Here is a 19,116-nt window from a genome sequence, read left to right as displayed (position 1 = left end):
TTAATAATTTTCTGTATAGTTCTTTCTTATTTTATATGTAAATAAATTTTATTCTTCTATTTTTACAGGTTCAGAATAATCAATTCCTTTTGTATCCACTCTTATCTCTTCAATAATAACATCTGTTAATGGTTTATCATTTGAATTTGTTTTTACTGAATTTATAGTCTTAACAATATCTAATCCTTCAGTTACTTTACCAAATGCAGCATATTGTCCATTTAAATGTGGTGCTTCTTCCGCCATAATAAAGAATTGACTTCCTGCTGAATCGGGATCATTTGCTCTAGCCATAGATAAAACACCTTCTGTATGAGCTAAATTATTATACTCATATCCATTTTTAGTAAATTCTCCTTTAATTGAATATCCAGGTCCTCCTGTTCCAGTTCCTTCTGGACATCCTCCTTGTATCATAAATCCTTTTATTATTCTATGAAAAGTTAATCCATCATAAAAACCTGAATTTGCTAATGAAATAAAATTATTCACCGTATTAGGAGCCTTATCAGGATATAATTCAGCTACAACGGTTCCATAATCTTTAATCTTTATTGTTGCTATAGGTAATTCTTCTGGCGCTTCTACTTTTTGATTCCATGCTTGATCATTTTTATTTTCTTCTTTAGAGGCATTATTTGAAGCACACCCTACAAGTCCAATTACTGCAGCACTTACTCCTATTAATACAACTCCAACTTTTAAAATTTTATTCATAAACCCACTCCCTAAAGTTTTAATATTTTTATAATATCAAAAAAGAACTCAGCCATCAAGCTGAGTTTCAATTCAATAAACTTATATTGCTTTTATCAAAATTAATTAAAGATTTTCTCCATCAAAACTTTTATATTCACTAGGATTTTTATCATTACCTACATTATTTTGATTTTGGTGAAGTTTTTGTCTTCTTTCTCCTTTTTGATATTTCTTATCTTTTATCTTATCGCTCATTAAAAAACACACTCCCTTCAGCTTTATTTTTTCACAAAAGGTCGTATATAATACACTTTATTTAACGATAAGTGCCAAGTACCAATTAATAAATTGAAAAATTAATTCTACCAAACTTAATTTTTTAAATTATCTCTTCAGAAACTTCTTGCTTAACTTGTTACTTGTCATTTTTAACTTTCAACGTCTTACCTATACTTCAAATTCCTCTATTTCTATTGAATAACTTCCACAATGCTTACAAACATTGATTATTACTATATAACTTTCATTAACTTTTCCACTTTTTTGTAATCTATTAAAACTCATTCCTTCATATTCTCTATCTAATGTGCTAACAACATATTTTCTATCTTTTGCATATATGTAAAAATTAAATCCTAAAAAATCAAAAAATTTCTTTTTTTCTTCTAATCCTGTTTTACAATTTTCACATGGCAAATCAAAATATGCCTTTGAAAAATCAACTTTATCACTATTATTTAAAATTTCTATTATTTTTTCCTCATTAACATCCATAATTGGATTAACTTCATCATTTACGAAGTACTCTAAGTTCTGTTCATTTAATATATATTCTTTTTCGTTGTATTTAAATTTAAATTCCATTTAATCAACATCCCTTCAATTGAACTATAATCTATATCGTATTAACACATAATAACATATCAAGTTTATTTAATAAAGAGATGTAATTAAAGATAACATGAATTTTGTAAAATAATTATTAACAGTTCATCAAATTTAGTGTAAAATATAAAATAAGTCTTTCATAACTTAAAGAAATACTTAATATTACATTTACTAGGAATTTTTAGTAAATAACTACTTATTTAAAGGCGGGGGTTATTTTGAACAATAAACACATATATATAGTACTCTCAAGAACTGGTACTACATTTTCAAATATAATTGCACTTTTTACTCAAAAGGAATACTCTCATGTTTCGCTTTCTTTAGATGCTTCATTTACTCAGATGTTTTCTTTTGGACGTAAAATCCCTTCAAAAGTTTTACCTGCTGGATTAGTTGAAGAAAATCTTTATTCTGGTGTTTTTGCAATGTATCCTAAAAGTAAGTGCTTAGTATATAAAATTGATGTTACAGATGAACAGTTAACATATTTACAAAATTCAATAGATAATTTCTTTAAAAATAAAGATGATTATAAATATAGCGTTCTTGGTACAGTGACTGCATATTTCAATAGACCTCTTAAAAGAGAAAAGTATTATTTCTGCTCTCAATTCGTAGCTGAACTGCTTATTAATAGTGGTATATACAAAACGGACAAGCTTCCTGAAGTTATTAAACCTATGGACTTACTAGAGATTCCTAATAAAACTTTTGTATATGAAGGTATTATTAGTGAAGAAAATTATCAAAACTATCTTGAAAATAATTACTCAGTATTTAAATCTCAAAGATTATCAAAAGCTCTTTCAAGATTAATTCCGTAAAACTAATTAATATACAAATTATTCTAATTAAATATAAAAAAAAATAAAGCTTAAACTTAAGCTTTATTTTTTATGTCATTTCTATTTTTTATTTATTAACTATAATTTATTTTTCCATATACCTTTTATGTTTATTACTTAATTAACAAATTGGCTTTTAACTTCATAACATATAATGTTTAGTATATTAAAGTAAGGAGTATTTTAAATGTATTCTGTAGATCTTCCATATCCAGAAGTAAATGTTAAAGATAAAAATCCTCAATACATTGATTTAATTTTACAAAATTATGCAAGTTCTATTTCTGAATTTGATGCAATTGCACAGTATACTTATCATCAAATATCTTATGTCTATGAAAACATTGAAGTTTCTCAAACACTTCGTGGAATATCAATTGTAGAAATGCATCACTTAGAATTACTTGGTGAAATATTAGTACAACTTGGAGCAGAACCTGGTTATTGGATTAATAATAAGAAACCACATTATTGGTCTTCTAAACTTGTTGATTATGATTTATCATCACTAAAATATATCTTAACAGTTGATATAAATGATGAAAAATCTGCAATAAAACAATATAAAGAAACAATAACAAAAATCAATGATGAAAATATAAATGATATTATTAAAAGAATAATATTAGATGAAGAATATCATATTCAATTATTGTTGGGACTTTATAAAAAGTACGTTGAACAATAATTTTTTGTCATTCTACTTAAATTACCTAAAAATGCTCATTCAGAGGTTATTTTTATACCTCTGAATGAGCATTTTTTATAACTTTTAATTAAAATCTTCAATTCTTATTATATTTTCAACATCTTTAACAGTTCTTAAATCATACAACTTATCTATTGAATCCTTTATTAAATATTCCTTAGTCTTATGAGTTATTAAAACTAAAGTCACTTCAACATTTTCGTCATTTTTTCTTCCCTTTTGAATAACAGATTTCAAACTTACTCTATTTGCTCCAAATATTGTAGTTATTTGTCCAAGTACACCTGGTTTATCATCTACAGTAACTCTAATATAATATCTGCTTTCCACTTCATTAATATCTTTTATTTTCTTTTCCCATAAGTTATTTCTTATAACTGGATTATTGTTATCTGTATCAATATTTCCTCTTAAAATAGCAATAATATCACTAACTACAGCGCTACCTGTTGGTAAATCTCCTGCTCCTCTACCATAAAACATTAAATCTCCAACAGCATTACCATTAATAAAAATAGCATTAAATGAATCATATACATTTGCTAATGGATGAGTTTCAGGAATCATTGTTGGATGAACTCTAAGTTCAAGTTTTCCATTATCATCTTTAGCAATTGCTAATAACTTTATAGACATTCCAAAATCGCTTGCATATTTCATATCTATAGGCTTTATCTTTGTTATTCCTTCTCTATATACATCATTAACTTTAACCTTTGTTCCAAAAGCTAATGAAGCTAATATAGCAAGCTTATATTGCGCATCATATCCATCAATATCTGAAGTTGGATCTGCCTCGGCATATCCCTTTTGCTTTGCTTCTTCTAATACTTCATCAAAATCTAAATTTTCTAGTTCCATTTTACTTAGAATGTAATTAGTTGTACCATTTACTATTCCAAATAATTCATTTATTTTATTAGCTGTAAGATTTTCATTTATTCCATTAATAATAGGAATTCCTCCTGCCACACTTGCTTCATATTGGAACATGATTCCCATCTCTTCAGCCTTCTCAAATACTTCATCTCCAGCTGTGGCAAGTAGCATTTTATTTGCAGTTACTATATGCTTTTTAGCTTCCATAGCTCTCATCATATATTCTTTAGCTGGATCTATTCCTCCCATAACTTCTACCACTATTTTTATAGAGTCATCATTTAATATTTCCTCAAAATCAGTAGTTAATACTTCTTCAGGAACAGCTACACCTCTATTTTTAGTAACATCTCGTACTAATACTTTAGATACCTCAATTTCATATCCTGATCTTTTCATTATCTCGTCTTTGTTTTGTTGTAGGATTGTAAATACACCTCTACCTACATTTCCTAATCCTAGCAAGGCTATTTTTACTTTTTTCATTAAGTAATCCCCCTTTATTTTTTTATATCCCCAATTTACTTTATAAGCTTGTCCATTGTTAGCACTTCATATTTTAGATAATAAATTGCTACACTAGACATCTTTTATTTATGACTTCTTATTTTGTTAAATTTTAAAAGTTCATTTTAAATTAGAAGTCAATTTGTATGTATTATAAATTAAAATTAATCATAATACATTAATTATAATACATTTCTTTAATTTTCCATACATTATTTTTTATAAAATTTTACAAAAATGATTAAAAACAAAAAAGGAACTGAAAATCAGTTCCTTTTTAAAAATAACTTTATCTCTTACTTGCATCAAATATTTCCCCGGCAGCTTTTGGTGCTTGTGAAGATCTTGAGAATATAATTAATGCAATTAATGTAACTATATAAGGGAATACCTTTAAAACAACTAATGGTATATTAGATAACTCTGGTATTACTTGCGCAACATTTGCTAATGTTGATGCAAATCCAAAGAAGAATGTTGATGCTAATATTCCTAAAGGTCTCCATTGTCCAAATATTAATGCTGCTAATGAAAGGAATCCTAATCCAGCAACACTACCATTAAACTCACCTGAATATGTTACTAATATAATACATCCACCTAAAGCAGCTAATGCACCTGATATTATAACACCCATATATCTAGTTCTCATTACATTGATACCAGCTGCTTGAGAAGCTTGTGGGTTTTCTCCACAAGATCTTAATCTTAATCCAAATGAAGTTTTATATAATAAGAATGCACTTATTATTAATATTGCTAATACTAACCATGTTGTAGCATAAGTTTTTGTAAAGAATAATGGTCCTATTACAGGAATGTCTTTTAATACTGGAATACTTTTTGGTAAAAAACCTAAAGTTATTCTTATATTACCACTACCAGTAATATTTCTTGCTAAGAATACAGTTAATGCTCCAGCCATCATATTAATAGCTGTACCACTTATAACTTGGTCTGCATTTAAATTAATACTTGCAAATGCGTGTAAAAGTGAGAATAAAGCTCCAACTATTGCAGCAACTAAAAGTCCTATCCATAACGCTCCATTAATGCCTGCTGCTTGAAGTTTTGATATTGTTAATGCTCCAGCAAAAGAACCTACTATCATAAATCCGTCTAATCCTATATTTACAATACCACTTCTTTCACAATAAAGTGCTCCTAAAGCAGTAATTAGCATAGGTATAGTATACGCTATTGCATAAGGAAAAATTTGTACTATTATATCCCACATTATTTTTCCACCGCCCTTTCACCAGATGTTTTTAATTTCTTGTCATTTCTTTTTTTCTTTATACTCTTAATTACTCTATCCATAACAACACTAGTTGCAGCAAAATAGATAATTGTAGCTATTATTGTATCAGCTAATTCTGGTGGTACTTTAACATTGGCATTCATGAATCCTTTACCAACATATAATACTCCAAAGAATAATGCTGATAATAATACTCCAAATGGACTGTTATTACCTAATAAGGCAACAGCTATTCCATCAAACCCTTGTGATGGCATTACACCTATTTGAAGTACTGTAGAGTTACCCATATATTGAGCAACACCAGCTAATCCAGCTAGTCCTCCTGCTATCATCATAGATACAACTATATTTCTATTTACAGGCATACCAGCATATTCAGCTCCAAACTTATTGTATCCAACTGCCTTTAATTCATATCCTAAAACAGTCTTATTTAAAAGGAACCAAACAACTAATACTGAAATTAATGCTAGGAATATTCCATAATTTATGTATGATCCACCTAATATGTTAGATAACCAATCAGCCTTTAAACTTGCTGTATCTGCTAATCTAGCTGATTCTGTTTCAGTAGTTCCTTTTAAATGTAGTGGAACCATATAATAAACTATCCAATATGCAGTCCAGTTCATCATGATTGCAGAAACAACTTCATTAACGTTAAATAATGCTTTTAAAGCTCCAGGTACAGCTGCCCAAATTGCTCCAGCTAATATACCGCATATAATCATTAATGGTAATAATATAGGTGATGGTAAATCAACTAATAACCCTATTGCAGTTACAGTAAAACCACCAGCTAACATTTGACCTGGAGTACCTATGTTAAATAATCCAGTTTTATTAGCAAATGCAAAAGATAACCCTGTAAGAATTAATGGTGTTGCAGTTGCAATTGAGTTTCCTATTCTTTGAGGATTCATAAGCCCACCCTTAAATAGATATGTATAACCATCTATTGGGTTAAATCCCATTGCTAGCATTAATAAAAATCCTGCAAGTAATCCTAAAACTACTGCCATTAAAGATTTTAATAATTGATTCTTATGCACTAAGCTTCCTCCTTCTTTATGCCGGCCATCATTAAACCAACTTCATTTTCATTTGTTTCACTAGCATTAACTATACCTACTAATTCACCATTGTTAACAACAGCTATTCTGTCAGATACATTTAAAACTTCATCTAATTCAAGAGATACTAATAAAACAGCTTTTCCTAAATCTCTTTGTTCAACTAATCTTTTATGAATATATTCTATTGAACCAACATCTAACCCTCTTGTTGGTTGAACAGCAATTAAGAAGTCTGGATTAGATTCTATTTCACGTCCAATTACACCTTTTTGTTGGTTACCACCTGATAAAGATCTTGCAATAGATTTTCCACCTTCTCCTGATCTAACATCAAATGTTTCTATAATTTTTTGTGCATATTCGCTAATCTTTGCTCTATTAATTAATCCCTTATTAGAAAATGGCTTCTTTTTATAAGCTTTAAGCACCATATTATCTTCCATTGTATAATCAAGGATTAATCCTCTTTTATGTCTATCTTCTGGAATATGTGCCATACCATCATCTATTCTCTCACGTATTGAATCTTTTACTATATTTCTTCCTTTGAATATAATATTACCTGACTCAACACTTCTCATACCAGTTAAAGCTTCAACTAATTCAGTTTGTCCATTACCTTCAACTCCGGCAATACCAACAATTTCTCCTGCTCTGATATCTAATGAGAAGTTCTTTAATCCAAGTACTTTTTTATTGTTATTAACGCAAAGGTCTTCTATTTTAACAACTATATCTTTTGGCTTTGCTTCAGTCTTTTCAACTTTAAATGATACTTCTCTACCGACCATCATTTTAGCCATATCAGCTTCTGTAGTATCTTTTACATCAACTGTTCCTATGTATTTACCTCTTCTAATAACTGTACATCTATTAGCTGCTTCCTTGATTTCTTTTAATTTATGAGTAATTAAGATAATAGACTTACCTTCTTTAGTCATATTTTTCATAATTGAAATTAGTTCATCAATTTCACTAGGAGTTAATACCGCTGTTGGTTCATCGAATATTAACACATTTGCATTTCTGTAAAGCATTTTTAATATTTCAACTCTTTGTTGCATTCCAACAGAAATATTTTCTATTTTTGCATAAGGGTCAACATTTAATCCATATTGCTTAGATAATTCTTCAATTTTTTTTGCTGCTGTTTTAATATCTACAGTTAATCCTTTTCTAGGTTCACATCCTAAAATTATATTTTCTGTAACTGTAAAATTATCTACTAATTTAAAATGCTGATGAACCATTCCGATTCCTAAATCATTTGCTACATTAGGATTAGATATTTTTACTTCTTTTCCCCTAACTTTTATACAACCTCTATCCGGCTTGTACATACCAAATAACATTCCCATTAATGTTGACTTACCAGCACCATTTTCACCTAAAAGAGCATGTATTTCTCCTTCTTTTAGCTGTAAGGTAATATTATCATTTGCTACGATCCCTGGAAACTCTTTACGGATATTTAGCATCTCAACTACATATTCCATGGATATCCTCCTCTAAAAAAATATTTTATAAACATATATTATTAATTAATTTATGTATATTATAATTTAATATACTTACAAATATAATCGAATAATTATATACGAACTTCATTTTAAGTATAATTTATATAATTCGTATTTTCAACATTTTTTTCATTGATTTTTATAAATAATATACTATATTAATTATTTTTACATCTTATTGTTAAAATCCCCATAACAAAGCTATCTCTTTGTCATTTTTTCCATAAATTTAATCCACTTTTTCTACAATTATTTACATTTATTTTTTAAATACTAAATTAATTTTTATTTACTTTAAATAAATTTTAACATTTACTGGAAATAAATGCCTTATTAAATACACTTTTTTAATTCGTGTATACTATTAATTTTTATGATTGAATTTTACACATAAAAAGAGCTATGTAAATCTCTTTAACATAGCCCCATTATAAGTATATTTTATAATTCTGTTTTAACTTCTATTTCACCATTCTTAATTCCATCTAATACTTCGTTAACTTTAGTAACAGTATCATCTTTTAAGTTTGGATTTTCTGCTGGTATACCAACACCATCATTTTCAGCATTGAAAGTTAATACTTGTCCACCTGGGAATTCACCATTTAATTGTGCTTCAATCATTTGATAAGCTGCTTCATCAATCTTCTTTATAGCTGAAGTTAAGATTACAGACTTGTCCCCTTCATATATACCATCAGCGTATTGGTCTGAGTCAACCCCTATAACCCATACTTCTTCACCGTTAACAACTCTTGTCTTAGCTTCTGTTATAACACCAGTTCCAACTCCACCAGCTGCAGCAAATATTGCTTTAACACCACTATCATACATTTGAGCTGCTAATTGTTGACCTAAAGCTGTATCAGAGAATGATCCTGAATAAACTACATTTTCAGCTTTTATTGTAACATTTGATCCAAAATGTTCATTAGCATATGCAACCCCTTGTTGGAATCCATAGTTAAACTTTTGAACTGCTGGTATTTCCATACCACCGATAAATCCTAAATCACCAGTTTGTAATTCAACAGCTGCTGCAACACCTGCTGCAAATCCACTTTGTTCTTCAGCAAAGTATATTGCAACTGTGTTATCTCCTACAACATAGTTATCTTTACCATCATTTGGTTCACCATCAATTATAACAAATTGTGCATCTTTATATTGTTCTTGAGCTTTATAGATAGCAGTTTCAAATTTGAAACCTGGAGTTACGATAAATTTGTATCCTGCATCATATAAATTTTGTATTTCTGTTAAGTAGTTAGCTTCAGTTTCTCCACCTGGTTGCATGTAGTTCTTTTCAATTCCAAGATTTTTTTCAGCTTTAATTATACCTTCCCAAGTTCCTTGGTTAAATGACTTATCATCAATTGTTCCTGAGTCTGTAACCATACCAACCTTTAATGTTGTTTCTGATGAATTTCCTGAGTTTCCTGAATTACTGTCGTTGCTTCCACATCCAACTAATCCAGTTACCATTAATGCTGAAAGCGCTAATGAAATAATCTTTTTTTTCATAAATGATTTCCTCCTAAATGCTCCTTTTTTGCTGATCTCAATACGTACTCTACTCTTTTTATTCAAAAAAAAAACGTATTAATTTCTAAAGTGAAATTAATACGTAGTAACTCTTTTGATTTTATTATAGAGTTCATATATATCAAATTCACTCATAGTCGGAACTTTTTGGCTTCCGGTAGAAACATCCCACCATATCTGGGACTTATATGAGTCATTTTATTATCTGCTTTTATTATAATTTATATCTTTTTTATTGTCAATATTAGTTTTATTTTCTATATTTTTTGGTTTTTTTGATTTTTTATGTATTTTTTCATCAAAACGTATGTTTATACAATTTTATCTTTTTATTACTATGTTATTTAACCAAATACTTTCAATTCTATTTATTAATATTATTTTTAAAAAATACCTATGTTAATAAAATTAACATAGGTATTTCTTATTATAAATATTATAATTCACTTTTAACTTCTATTTGACCTGATTTTATAGCTTCTAATACTTCACTAACTTTAGATACTGTTTCATCACTTAAATTTGGATTTTCTTCTGGAATACCAACAGCATCATTTTTAGCATCAAATATTAATGATTGCCCACCTGGGAATTCATTATTTAATTCAGCTTCTATCATTTTATAAGACGCTACATTAACTTTCTTAATAGCTGAAGTTAAAATTACTGACTTATTTCCTTCATAAATACCATCAGCATATTGATCTGAATCAACACCAATAATCCATGCTTCTTCACCATTAACAGCTCTTGTCTTAGCTTCTGTTATAGCACCCATACCAGTTCCACCAGCTGCAGTAAATATTACTTTAACACCTCTATCATACATTTGAGCTGCTAATTGTTGACCTAATGCTAAATCACTAAATGAACCTGAATAAACAATATTTTCATCCTTTAAACTAACATTTGTTCCAAGGTTTTCATTTGCATAAGCTACACCTTGTTGGAATCCAAAGTTAAATTTCTTAACTGCTGAAGATTCCATACCACCTATAAATCCAAAATCACCAGTTTGTAATTCAACTGCTGCTGCAACACCTGCTGCAAATCCACCCTCGTGTTCAGCAAACTGTATTGCAACTGTATTATCTGCTACAACATAGTTTCCATCTTCATCCATAGGTGCTCCATCAAGTATAACAAATTTAGCATCTTGATATTTTTCTTGTGCCTTATATATAGCTGTTTCAAGCTTAAAACCTGGCCCTACTATAAATTTATAACCTGAATCATAAAGATTTTGAATTTCTGTTAAATAATCAGCTTCTGTTTCTCCAGAAGGCTTTAAATAATTCTTTTCAATTCCTAACTTTTCTTCAGCCTCTATTATTCCTTCCCAAGTACCTTGATTGAATGATTTATCATCAATTGTACCAGAGTCAGTAATCATACCAACCTTTAATGTTGACTCCTTAGAATCTGCTGAATTATCATTGTTATTTCCACACCCAACTAAACCTGTTACCATTAGTGCTGAAAGTACTAATGCCATAACTTTTTTCTTCATTTGTACGTTCCTCCTAAATACTCATATCAAAAATCTATCTACTTAAATCCATATAAAAAGACGTATTATTTCCAAAGTGAAAATAATACGTCTTAACTCTATTAATATTCGTATCGAGTTTTTTTGTACTAAGTTCACTCATAGTCGAAAATTCACGGCTTTCGGTAGAAACATCCCACCATATCTGGGACCTATATGAGTTGTTTTATCGTTCGTGTCCTATTATATTTAAAAATTTTTTCTCTGTCAATATTATTTATATTTTTTATTTTTAAAGATTTATCTTACTAAAAATATACTATTAATTATATTTATATATATTTTACTCTAATTGAATTAATTTATATTTAATATATATTTCTCCATAATAATAATAATAATAATAATAATAATAATAATAATAATAATAATAATAATAATCAAAAAGGACTATGCATTATTACATAGTCCTAATTTTATATCAATACTATAATTCAGTTTTAACTTCAATTTTATCTGCTTTAATAGCATCTATTACTTCATTAACTTTTGCAATTGTATCATCACTTAAGTTTGGATTTTCACTTGGAATACCAACTGCATCATTTTTAGCATCAAATCTTAATACTTGACCACCTGGGAATTCACCATTTATTTCATCTTCTATTATTTGATAAGCTGCTTCATCAATCTTTTTAATAGCTGATGTTAATACTACTGATTTATTACCTTCATATATTCCATCATCATATTGATCTGAATCAACACCTATAACCCATGCTTCTTGCCCATTAGCCACTCTTGTTTTAGCTTCTGTAATTACACCTATATTAACTCCAGCAGCTGCTGTAAAGATTGCTTTAACTCCATTATCATACATTTGAGCTGATAATTGTTGTCCTAAAGCTGTATCTGAGAATGATCCTGAGTAAACTATATTTTCAGCCTTTAAACTAACATTTGTTCCATAATGTTCGTTAGCATATGCTACACCTTGTTGGAATCCATAGTTAAACTTTTTAACTGATGGTATTTCCATTCCACCAATAAATCCAAAATCACCATCTTGTAATTGTACTGCTGATGCAACCCCAGCTATAAATCCACTTTGTTCTTCAGCAAAGTATACTGCAACTGTGTTATCTGCTACAAGATAATTATCATTACCATCATTCGGTTCTCCATCAATTAAAACAAATTTTGCATCTTCATATTGACTTTGAGCTTTATATATAGCTGTTTCAAATTTGTAACCTGGTGTTACTATAAACTTATATCCTGAATCATAAAGGTTTTGTATTTCTGTTAAATAACTTGATTCTGATTCTCCATTAGGTTGCATAAAAGTTGTTTCAAGTCCAAAACTCTTTTCTGCTTCCTTAATTCCTTCCCATGTACCTTGGTTAAACGATTTATCATCAATCGTACCTGTGTCAGTAACCATACCAACCTTTAATTTACCTTCTTCTGATTTTGATGCGTTGTTATCGCTTCCACAACCAACTAAACCTGTTACCATTAGTGCTAAAAGTACTAATGCCATAACTTTTTTCTTCATAAGTTTACTCCTCCTAAATGATCACATTTTTATATGAGTATAATATTGCTCTATATTCAAAATCAATAAATTACTATAGCGAAATTAATACACCATAACTCTTAGATGATTCGTATAGAGTTAATATATACTAAATTCACTCATAGCTGAAAATTTAAGGTTTTTCGTAGAAACATCCCACCATATTAGAGATTTATATGAGTCCTTTTTTTATTCGCGTTTCATTATAAATTATCTAATTTTCTTTGTCAATATATGTTTTATTTTTAATAAATTCAAACTATTCTTTATCTTTTTTCTTTACCATTAACTTAAAACTATTTAAATCAGCTACTTAAAATAATAAAAAAGAAGATTAAAACCACTTTTAGTTCTAATCTTCCCCCTTATGATTCTTTCTATACTATAAACATTTCTAACTATATTAGTATATTAACATTATATTCTCTTAACCACATATCTACTTGAATTAAATATGCTATCATTTGTGGACCTGTCATAAGTTGTCCATACCAAGGTGTCTTATATGCCTTTCCTTCGGTATCAACTATTTCTTGCACTTTTTCTTTATCTATTATTTCTAATATAGGTGAAGTTTTATCTTTTAGTATTTCATTCATCATGTTACAAACAATTTCTGTATATATAGGATTATGAGTCTTAGGATATGGACTCTTTTTTCTAAATACTATTTCATCAGGTAATATTCCAACAAGCGCCTTTCTTAATAGTCCCTTTTCTCTTCCATCTAAAAGCTTAACTTCTGGTGGTAAATTAAAAGCATAGTTAACTATTCTATAGTCAGCAAAAGGAACTCTAACCTCTAGGCTATTATACATACTTACTCTATCTTTTCTATTTAATAAATTTACCATAAACCATTTTAGATTCAAATAAAATAACTCTCTCATTCTATAAGTTCTTTTATCTTCATTATCTAAATGTGGTACTTCTTTTAATGTTTTTAAATATTCTTCATTAGTAAGTTCTTCAATTTTTAAATTTTGTAGATTTTTATTTAACACTGTCTTTCTTTCACCAACAGATCTTGACCATGGGAAAGTATTTGCATATATCATTTCATCATGTGTGAACCATGGATATCCTGCAAATAGCTCATCTGCGCATTCACCTGATAGTCCAACTACAAAATCTTTTCTAATTTCCTTACAAAATAGTAATAATGATGAGTCAATATCCGCCATCCCTGGTAAATCACGAGCAATAGTTGCTTCTTTCAAAGCTTTTGCTAAATCCTCATGTTTTAAAATAACCGTTCTATGATCACTATTTATTTCTTTTGCCATAAATTCTGCAAATTGTTGATCTGATGTTGGTTGAAATAATGATGCTTTAAAATATTTATCATTACCTTCATAATCAATTGAATAAGTTGTTAATTGCTTACCTCTATTCTTAAATTCTTCTGCTGCAATTGCTGAAATTGCAGATGAATCTAACCCTCCTGACAAGAAAGTGCATACTGGCACATCACCTACTAATTGTCTTTTTATAGCATCAACTAATAAACTTCTTGCATGTTCAATTGATTCATCAACAGTTTCATTTAATTCTTCGGCTTTAACCTTAAAATACTCCCAAACCTTAACATTTCCCTTTGTAATTAACATACAATTTGCTGGAGCTATTTCTTTTATTCCTTTATATACTGCACTTCCTGGTGCCACTGATGGTCCTAAAGCAAAAAGTTCTGTTAATCCATCTCTATCAACTTCTGCTTTTACCTCAGGATGTGCTAATATAGTTTTTATTTCGGAACCAAAGATTATTTCACTCCCCTTAATTGAATAAAATAAAGGTTTAACCCCCATTGGATCTCTTGCTAAAAATACTTGATTTTTATCCTCATCATAAATAGCAAACGCAAATATTCCATTTAATTTATTAATAGCATCTATTCCCCAAGCAATATATGCTGTTAATAATACTTCAGTATCTGAATATGCATCAAATGTATAATTTTCACTTAATAGTTCCTTTCTCAAATCCTCTGTATTATAAAGTTCACCATTATAAACAATGACATACTTTTTACCACCTACAATTTTTATCATAGGTTGTTTTCCGCCCTCTGGATCCACAACAATTAATCTTCTGTGTCCTAACAAAACATTCTTCGAATAATACTCTCCCTCACTATCAGGTCCTCTTTTCTCCAATGTTTTAACCATCCTAGTTAGAGTATTTCTCATTTCTTGTATATTTCTATTGAAGTCTACCATTCCAGCAATTCCACACATATAATTTCACCTTCTCATTAAATTCATATTATAGAATATGAGGAAACCTGTCTAAAAGTGAATTGCATTATTATATTGTAGGAACGCAAAAATAAAATGATTATATACAATAATTGGTCCTCCCCCTATAATACTTTTATTTTTTTCTGTATTAGCAACTGCACTGCTACCTAGCAATTTATTTTGGATTAGATAATATCTTCTTTTTTTCGTTACTTACACGTGAAACCCTAAACTATATGACAAACCAGAAAGCGGAATCGCTTTTGCGATTCCGCTTTCTTTGCTAAATGTATATTGTTTAATTTGGATTGCCTAATAAATTATTTTTCATTTTTTATTGAGATTACTAAAGTAGTAATTAGTCCACCCCATAATACAATTGCTCCAATAGCAAAGTAAGTTATTGCTGTTGCTGTCATAATTAAACTACCTCCTCTTTCATCTCTTCTTCATCTTCATCTTTAAAGTTCTCTATTGCTTTATTATTCCACGGTCTTCTTGAGAATAATAATGCCCCTATAATACCTAAACCAATAACTGACCATCCATATGCAAATAATTCTGGTAAATTATATCCGCCATAAGGTGCTTTTAATTCAGTTACGAAGTTACTTACTAACATTATTGCTAACATTGTTGGTGTTACAAATTTAACAGTGAAATCCCACCACTTACCGATTCTAAAGTAAGATGTTTTATTTGTATGTTCTCTTATAACTGAAGGTTTTATTATCCAACCAATAACAATTGCTTCTAATAATCCAACAACTACTATTCCATAACAATTAACGAAGTTATCCATAATATCTAATATATATAATCCAGCACCTGATGCAAATGTAGCACTTACCACTGCACCTATTAATGCTATTCCAGAAACTACTTTTTTACGTTCCCAACCAGTTTTGTCTATTACTGCAGATGAAACTGCTTCTACTAAAGATACACAAGAAGTTAACCCTGCAAATACTAAGCAAGCAAAGAATAAACATCCTAATATTGTTCCCCATGTTCCCATAATAGTAAATACTTTTGGGAAAACTATAAATGCTAATCCAATACCACTTGATACAACTTCTTCAATTCCAACACCTTGACTTGTTGCCATAAATCCTAAAATTGCAAAAACCCCTATAGCACATAAGAATTCAAATCCACAGTTTGCAAATCCAGTCATAAAAGCACTATTATTTATATCTGTCTTTTTAGGTAAATAACTTGAATATGTCATCATAATACCCATAGCCAAACTTAATGAATAAAATACTTGTCCATATGCAGCTATCCAAACCTTAGGTTCCATTACCTTGCTCCAATCTGGAGTAAATAATTTATTTAAACCTAATGTAGCACCTTCTAAAGTTACACCTCTGATTACTATTATTACCATTATAGCTACTAATGTAGGTAGTAATACTTTATTTAATTTTTCTATACCACCTTTAACACCTCTATAGCATATAAACCAACTTATTGCCCAAACTAATAAAATACCAATTAATACAGGCCATATTACTGAACCAAATTGAAATGGTGATTCAGTAAGCTTTAAGAAATCATCATAGAAATAAGTATTTGGGTCGCTTCCCCATCCTTTATTAAAGCTTAATGTAAAATACTTCATAGCCCAACTTAAAATCATTGAATAATATCCAAGTATGAAGAAAGCAGTTATACTTGGCCACCATCCAAGCCATTCCCACTTTTTATTTCCTCTTGCCATTGCTAATGGAGTTGACCCTCTAAACTTATGTCCCATTCCATACTCTAAAATTAATAGAGGAATTCCTGCTGTAAATATAGCAAAGAAATATGGAACTAAAAATGCTCCTCCTCCATTTTCATATACTAAATACGGAAATCTCCATATATTCCCTAAACCTACTGCCGATCCTACTGCAGCTAAAATAAAACCTAATTTCGTCCCCCACTGGTCTCTTTTGTTATCCATATCATTTCCCCCTTTTGGTATATTTTATTTTTCCGAAATTACTCTTGTATTAATGTTATATTATTTTGATATTTTTTTCAATCTTTTTATGAAAATCTATCAATATCCATCTAATTTTACTTAACAATTTATCAATATTTTCTTCATTTTATTTTTTATAAATAAAATATACCCTCAACCCTTGATATTACTAGCCTTATTCAAAAATTATTTTTTCCCTAAATTAAGGAATTTAATTGCTTTATATCTCATTCAACGTTTACATTGTAACTTTATATGAATTTTCCGTTAAAATTTTTATGAATTTATAAATAAAACAGTAAACTTATTATTATTTTATCAACAAAAACAAGTTTACTGTTTCAATTTATCATTTTATTAAATTATTTTTCTATTTTATTATTCAAATCTACTTTTAAGAAATTCTGCAACTCCATCTTCTTCACAACTTCCTATAACATCTGTTGCTATTTTCTTAATTTCATCTGCTGCATTAGAAGTTGCGTATGATTCATCTGCTAATTCAAACATTGGTATGTCATTAACATTATCTCCAAAACATATAACTTTATCATAATTTATATATTTTGATAGATATTTAATTCCATTTGCTTTAGAGGCTTCACTACTATATGCCTCTAAGAAATAACAATCTTCATAAACATCTCTATAATAATTAACATTTATACCATCTATCTTACTTATTTCTTCTGCGATGCTTTTTATTTTTTCATATTCATCAAAAGCAACAAAATTAATTATATTTGACTTCAATACAGATTCTTTATAATCTGTTACCTTTACAAATGTTTTTAATTTTTTATCTGCTCTTTCCTTATAAAAATTATATTCATAAGCATGTTCAAATTCTTTATGATATACCCATAAATGATTTTCCAAAATTCCATATACTAATGGATTTTTATTATACTTTTCAAAAATATCTAACACTTTATATGTTGATTCTGTATTTATATCTTTTATATCAATATATTTTAACTCTTTTGTATCATATATTAAAACACCATTCATCAATGCTACAGGTAATTTTAATTTTAAATCTTGTAATATTTCAACAGCTGTAGCTGGTGTTCTAGCAGTTGCAACTGTGAAATTCATTCCTAAAGAAATAAGATTATTTATAATTTTAACTGATTTTTGGGTCACTTTCCTATCCTTATTTATTAATGTTCCATCTAAATCTGTAACAAACAGTTCCATTTGCCCACTCCTCTTTTGCTTATTTATAATTGGTTATTCAGTTTAACACATATTTTAAATTTTTACTAGCAATAAATTAAAAGAGTTATGTAATCTTTATTTTATGTATATATTTATTATATCCACAAAATATTATTACATAACCCCTCACATCTAGTTTTAATTACGCTATATTAAAATCTACATATTCATTTAAAATATATCCATTTGATTGTTTATAGCTTATTTTACTCCACTCACCATTATCTTCTAAAACAGAAATCTTTTCACCCATAGCTATTGTTCCAATTATGTCTGATTCAAAATTATTACTTTCTCTTACTTTTAATGCAACCGTAACTACAGTTCCTTCTTTCATAGCAACATTTTCAGCTATACTTCTATTTTGTAATACTACATAATCTTTAGATACATAACCATATCCATTGTTAAATTTAATTTTATACCATGAATTAACAGTTTCTACTATTTCAATAGTTGCACCATTCTTTAATGATCCTATTACTGAATAGCTTGTTCCTGCTCCACTTCTTACATTCAATGTATCATTAACTTTTATTGTTCCTGTTGTACTTGTAGATGGTGTTGTTGTAGTATTATTTGAACTTGAATTGTTGTTGCTTGAACTTACTGTAACGTAGTCCTTACTAACATATCCGTATCCGCTTCCATATTTTATTTTGTACCAACTTCCACTT

General features: G+C 28.7%; 17 protein-coding genes and 3 riboswitches. Of the genes, 2 read left to right on the top strand and 15 right to left on the bottom strand.

All coding sequences use genetic code 11. The features are described 5' to 3' along the window. Positions 1–48 precede the first annotated feature (48 nt). From TY07_RS15400 to TY07_RS15395, 3 genes are all read right to left on the bottom strand, one after another. Positions 49–717, bottom strand: coding sequence for a peptidylprolyl isomerase (locus TY07_RS15400; RefSeq protein WP_042402134.1), 669 nt, complete (start codon positions 715–717; stop codon positions 49–51). A gap of 105 nt (positions 718–822) precedes the next feature. Continuing rightward, the gene (locus TY07_RS18770) at positions 823–954 is read right to left on the bottom strand and encodes a clostri-philic family protein (RefSeq protein ID WP_260457856.1); all 132 of its coding nucleotides are present in this window, start codon (positions 952–954) and stop codon (positions 823–825) included. Between the two features lie 192 nt (positions 955–1,146). Next, complete coding sequence (locus tag TY07_RS15395) at positions 1,147–1,563, bottom strand: DUF3785 family protein (protein ID WP_042402131.1); 417 nt, start codon at positions 1,561–1,563, stop codon at positions 1,147–1,149. 242 nt (positions 1,564–1,805) lie between these two features. Between TY07_RS15395 and TY07_RS15390 the strand changes: the two genes are divergently transcribed. Both TY07_RS15390 and TY07_RS15385 read left to right on the top strand, forming a co-directional pair. After that, complete coding sequence (locus TY07_RS15390) at positions 1,806–2,414, top strand: hypothetical protein (protein ID WP_042402128.1); 609 nt, start codon at positions 1,806–1,808, stop codon at positions 2,412–2,414. 208 nt (positions 2,415–2,622) lie between these two features. Continuing rightward, positions 2,623–3,123 carry a ferritin-like domain-containing protein gene (locus TY07_RS15385; protein WP_042402126.1) on the top strand — a complete coding sequence of 167 codons (501 nt, stop codon included), beginning with the start codon at positions 2,623–2,625 and terminating at the stop codon, positions 3,121–3,123. A gap of 84 nt (positions 3,124–3,207) precedes the next feature. On the opposite strand, the gene TY07_RS15380 is transcribed toward TY07_RS15385, so the two are convergent. From TY07_RS15380 to TY07_RS15330, 12 genes are all read right to left on the bottom strand, one after another. After that, on the bottom strand, positions 3,208–4,509 hold the full coding sequence (locus TY07_RS15380; RefSeq protein WP_042402123.1) for a homoserine dehydrogenase: 1,302 nt from the start codon (positions 4,507–4,509) through the stop codon (positions 3,208–3,210). A gap of 310 nt (positions 4,510–4,819) precedes the next feature. Then, the gene (locus tag TY07_RS15375) at positions 4,820–5,767 is read right to left on the bottom strand and encodes an ABC transporter permease (RefSeq protein ID WP_042402121.1); all 948 of its coding nucleotides are present in this window, start codon (positions 5,765–5,767) and stop codon (positions 4,820–4,822) included. Further along, positions 5,767–6,846, bottom strand: a complete 1,080-nt coding sequence (locus TY07_RS15370; protein ID WP_042402118.1) for an ABC transporter permease — start codon at positions 6,844–6,846, stop codon at positions 5,767–5,769. Before TY07_RS15370 ends, TY07_RS15375 begins: the two co-directional genes overlap by 1 nt. Further along, positions 6,846–8,366 (bottom strand): ABC transporter ATP-binding protein, encoded by a 1,521-nt coding sequence (locus TY07_RS15365; protein ID WP_042402117.1) that lies wholly within the window; start codon positions 8,364–8,366, stop codon positions 6,846–6,848. Before TY07_RS15365 ends, TY07_RS15370 begins: the two co-directional genes overlap by 1 nt. Before the next feature lie 465 nt (positions 8,367–8,831). After that, positions 8,832–9,914 carry a BMP family lipoprotein gene (locus TY07_RS15360; RefSeq protein ID WP_042402115.1) on the bottom strand — a complete coding sequence of 361 codons (1,083 nt, stop codon included), beginning with the start codon at positions 9,912–9,914 and terminating at the stop codon, positions 8,832–8,834. 135 nt (positions 9,915–10,049) lie between these two features. Further along, positions 10,050–10,147, bottom strand: a riboswitch (purine riboswitch). A gap of 224 nt (positions 10,148–10,371) precedes the next feature. After that, positions 10,372–11,445, bottom strand: a complete 1,074-nt coding sequence (locus tag TY07_RS15355) for a BMP family lipoprotein (RefSeq protein WP_042402112.1) — start codon at positions 11,443–11,445, stop codon at positions 10,372–10,374. A gap of 121 nt (positions 11,446–11,566) precedes the next feature. Further along, positions 11,567–11,664, bottom strand: a riboswitch (purine riboswitch). 247 nt (positions 11,665–11,911) lie between these two features. Then, positions 11,912–12,982 carry a BMP family lipoprotein gene (locus TY07_RS15350; RefSeq protein WP_042402110.1) on the bottom strand — a complete coding sequence of 357 codons (1,071 nt, stop codon included), beginning with the start codon at positions 12,980–12,982 and terminating at the stop codon, positions 11,912–11,914. A 123-nt stretch (positions 12,983–13,105) separates the two neighbouring features. Further along, a riboswitch (purine riboswitch) is annotated at positions 13,106–13,203 on the bottom strand. 198 nt (positions 13,204–13,401) lie between these two features. Then, positions 13,402–15,243 (bottom strand): asparagine synthase (glutamine-hydrolyzing), encoded by a 1,842-nt coding sequence (gene asnB / locus TY07_RS15345; RefSeq protein ID WP_042402108.1) that lies wholly within the window; start codon positions 15,241–15,243, stop codon positions 13,402–13,404. 323 nt (positions 15,244–15,566) lie between these two features. Beyond that, positions 15,567–15,665 carry a MetS family NSS transporter small subunit gene (locus tag TY07_RS18165; protein WP_154821263.1) on the bottom strand — a complete coding sequence of 33 codons (99 nt, stop codon included), beginning with the start codon at positions 15,663–15,665 and terminating at the stop codon, positions 15,567–15,569. Between the two features lie 2 nt (positions 15,666–15,667). Then, on the bottom strand, positions 15,668–17,197 hold the full coding sequence (locus tag TY07_RS15340) for a sodium-dependent transporter (protein ID WP_042402107.1): 1,530 nt from the start codon (positions 17,195–17,197) through the stop codon (positions 15,668–15,670). Positions 17,198–17,596: 399 nt separating this feature from the next. Next, positions 17,597–18,418: a Cof-type HAD-IIB family hydrolase gene (locus tag TY07_RS15335; protein ID WP_042402104.1), complete on the bottom strand. Its 822-nt coding sequence runs from the start codon at positions 18,416–18,418 to the stop codon at positions 17,597–17,599. Positions 18,419–18,581: 163 nt separating this feature from the next. After that, positions 18,582–19,116: SH3 domain-containing protein (locus TY07_RS15330; RefSeq protein ID WP_157029197.1), on the bottom strand; the 535-nt coding region annotated here is incomplete at its 5' end.

It is taken from the genome of Clostridium saudiense, from assembly GCF_000577815.1.
Classification (GTDB): domain Bacteria; phylum Bacillota; class Clostridia; order Clostridiales; family Clostridiaceae; genus Clostridium; species Clostridium saudiense.
The sequence above is the reverse complement of the archived record's forward strand: the minus strand, read 5'-3'. Positions and strand labels throughout refer to the sequence as shown.

Bases quoted from the DNA above. Each gene is read 5' to 3' on its own strand.
- TY07_RS15400 (WP_042402134.1), bottom strand. From the start codon at position 717: ATGAATAAAATTTTAAAAGTTGGAGTTGTATTAATAGGAGTAAGTGCT.
- TY07_RS18770 (WP_260457856.1), bottom strand. From the start codon at position 954: ATGAGCGATAAGATAAAAGATAAGAAATATCAAAAAGGAGAAAGAAGA.
- TY07_RS15395 (WP_042402131.1), bottom strand. From the start codon at position 1,563: ATGGAATTTAAATTTAAATACAACGAAAAAGAATATATATTAAATGAA.
- TY07_RS15385 (WP_042402126.1), top strand. From the start codon at position 2,623: ATGTATTCTGTAGATCTTCCATATCCAGAAGTAAATGTTAAAGATAAA.
- TY07_RS15380 (WP_042402123.1), bottom strand. From the start codon at position 4,509: ATGAAAAAAGTAAAAATAGCCTTGCTAGGATTAGGAAATGTAGGTAGA.
- TY07_RS15375 (WP_042402121.1), bottom strand. From the start codon at position 5,767: ATGTGGGATATAATAGTACAAATTTTTCCTTATGCAATAGCGTATACT.
- TY07_RS15365 (WP_042402117.1), bottom strand. From the start codon at position 8,366: ATGGAATATGTAGTTGAGATGCTAAATATCCGTAAAGAGTTTCCAGGG.
- TY07_RS15360 (WP_042402115.1), bottom strand. From the start codon at position 9,914: ATGAAAAAAAAGATTATTTCATTAGCGCTTTCAGCATTAATGGTAACT.
- TY07_RS15355 (WP_042402112.1), bottom strand. From the start codon at position 11,445: ATGAAGAAAAAAGTTATGGCATTAGTACTTTCAGCACTAATGGTAACA.
- TY07_RS15350 (WP_042402110.1), bottom strand. From the start codon at position 12,982: ATGAAGAAAAAAGTTATGGCATTAGTACTTTTAGCACTAATGGTAACA.
- asnB (WP_042402108.1), bottom strand. From the start codon at position 15,243: ATGTGTGGAATTGCTGGAATGGTAGACTTCAATAGAAATATACAAGAA.
- TY07_RS18165 (WP_154821263.1), bottom strand. From the start codon at position 15,665: ATGACAGCAACAGCAATAACTTACTTTGCTATTGGAGCAATTGTATTA.
- TY07_RS15340 (WP_042402107.1), bottom strand. From the start codon at position 17,197: ATGGATAACAAAAGAGACCAGTGGGGGACGAAATTAGGTTTTATTTTA.
- TY07_RS15335 (WP_042402104.1), bottom strand. From the start codon at position 18,418: ATGGAACTGTTTGTTACAGATTTAGATGGAACATTAATAAATAAGGAT.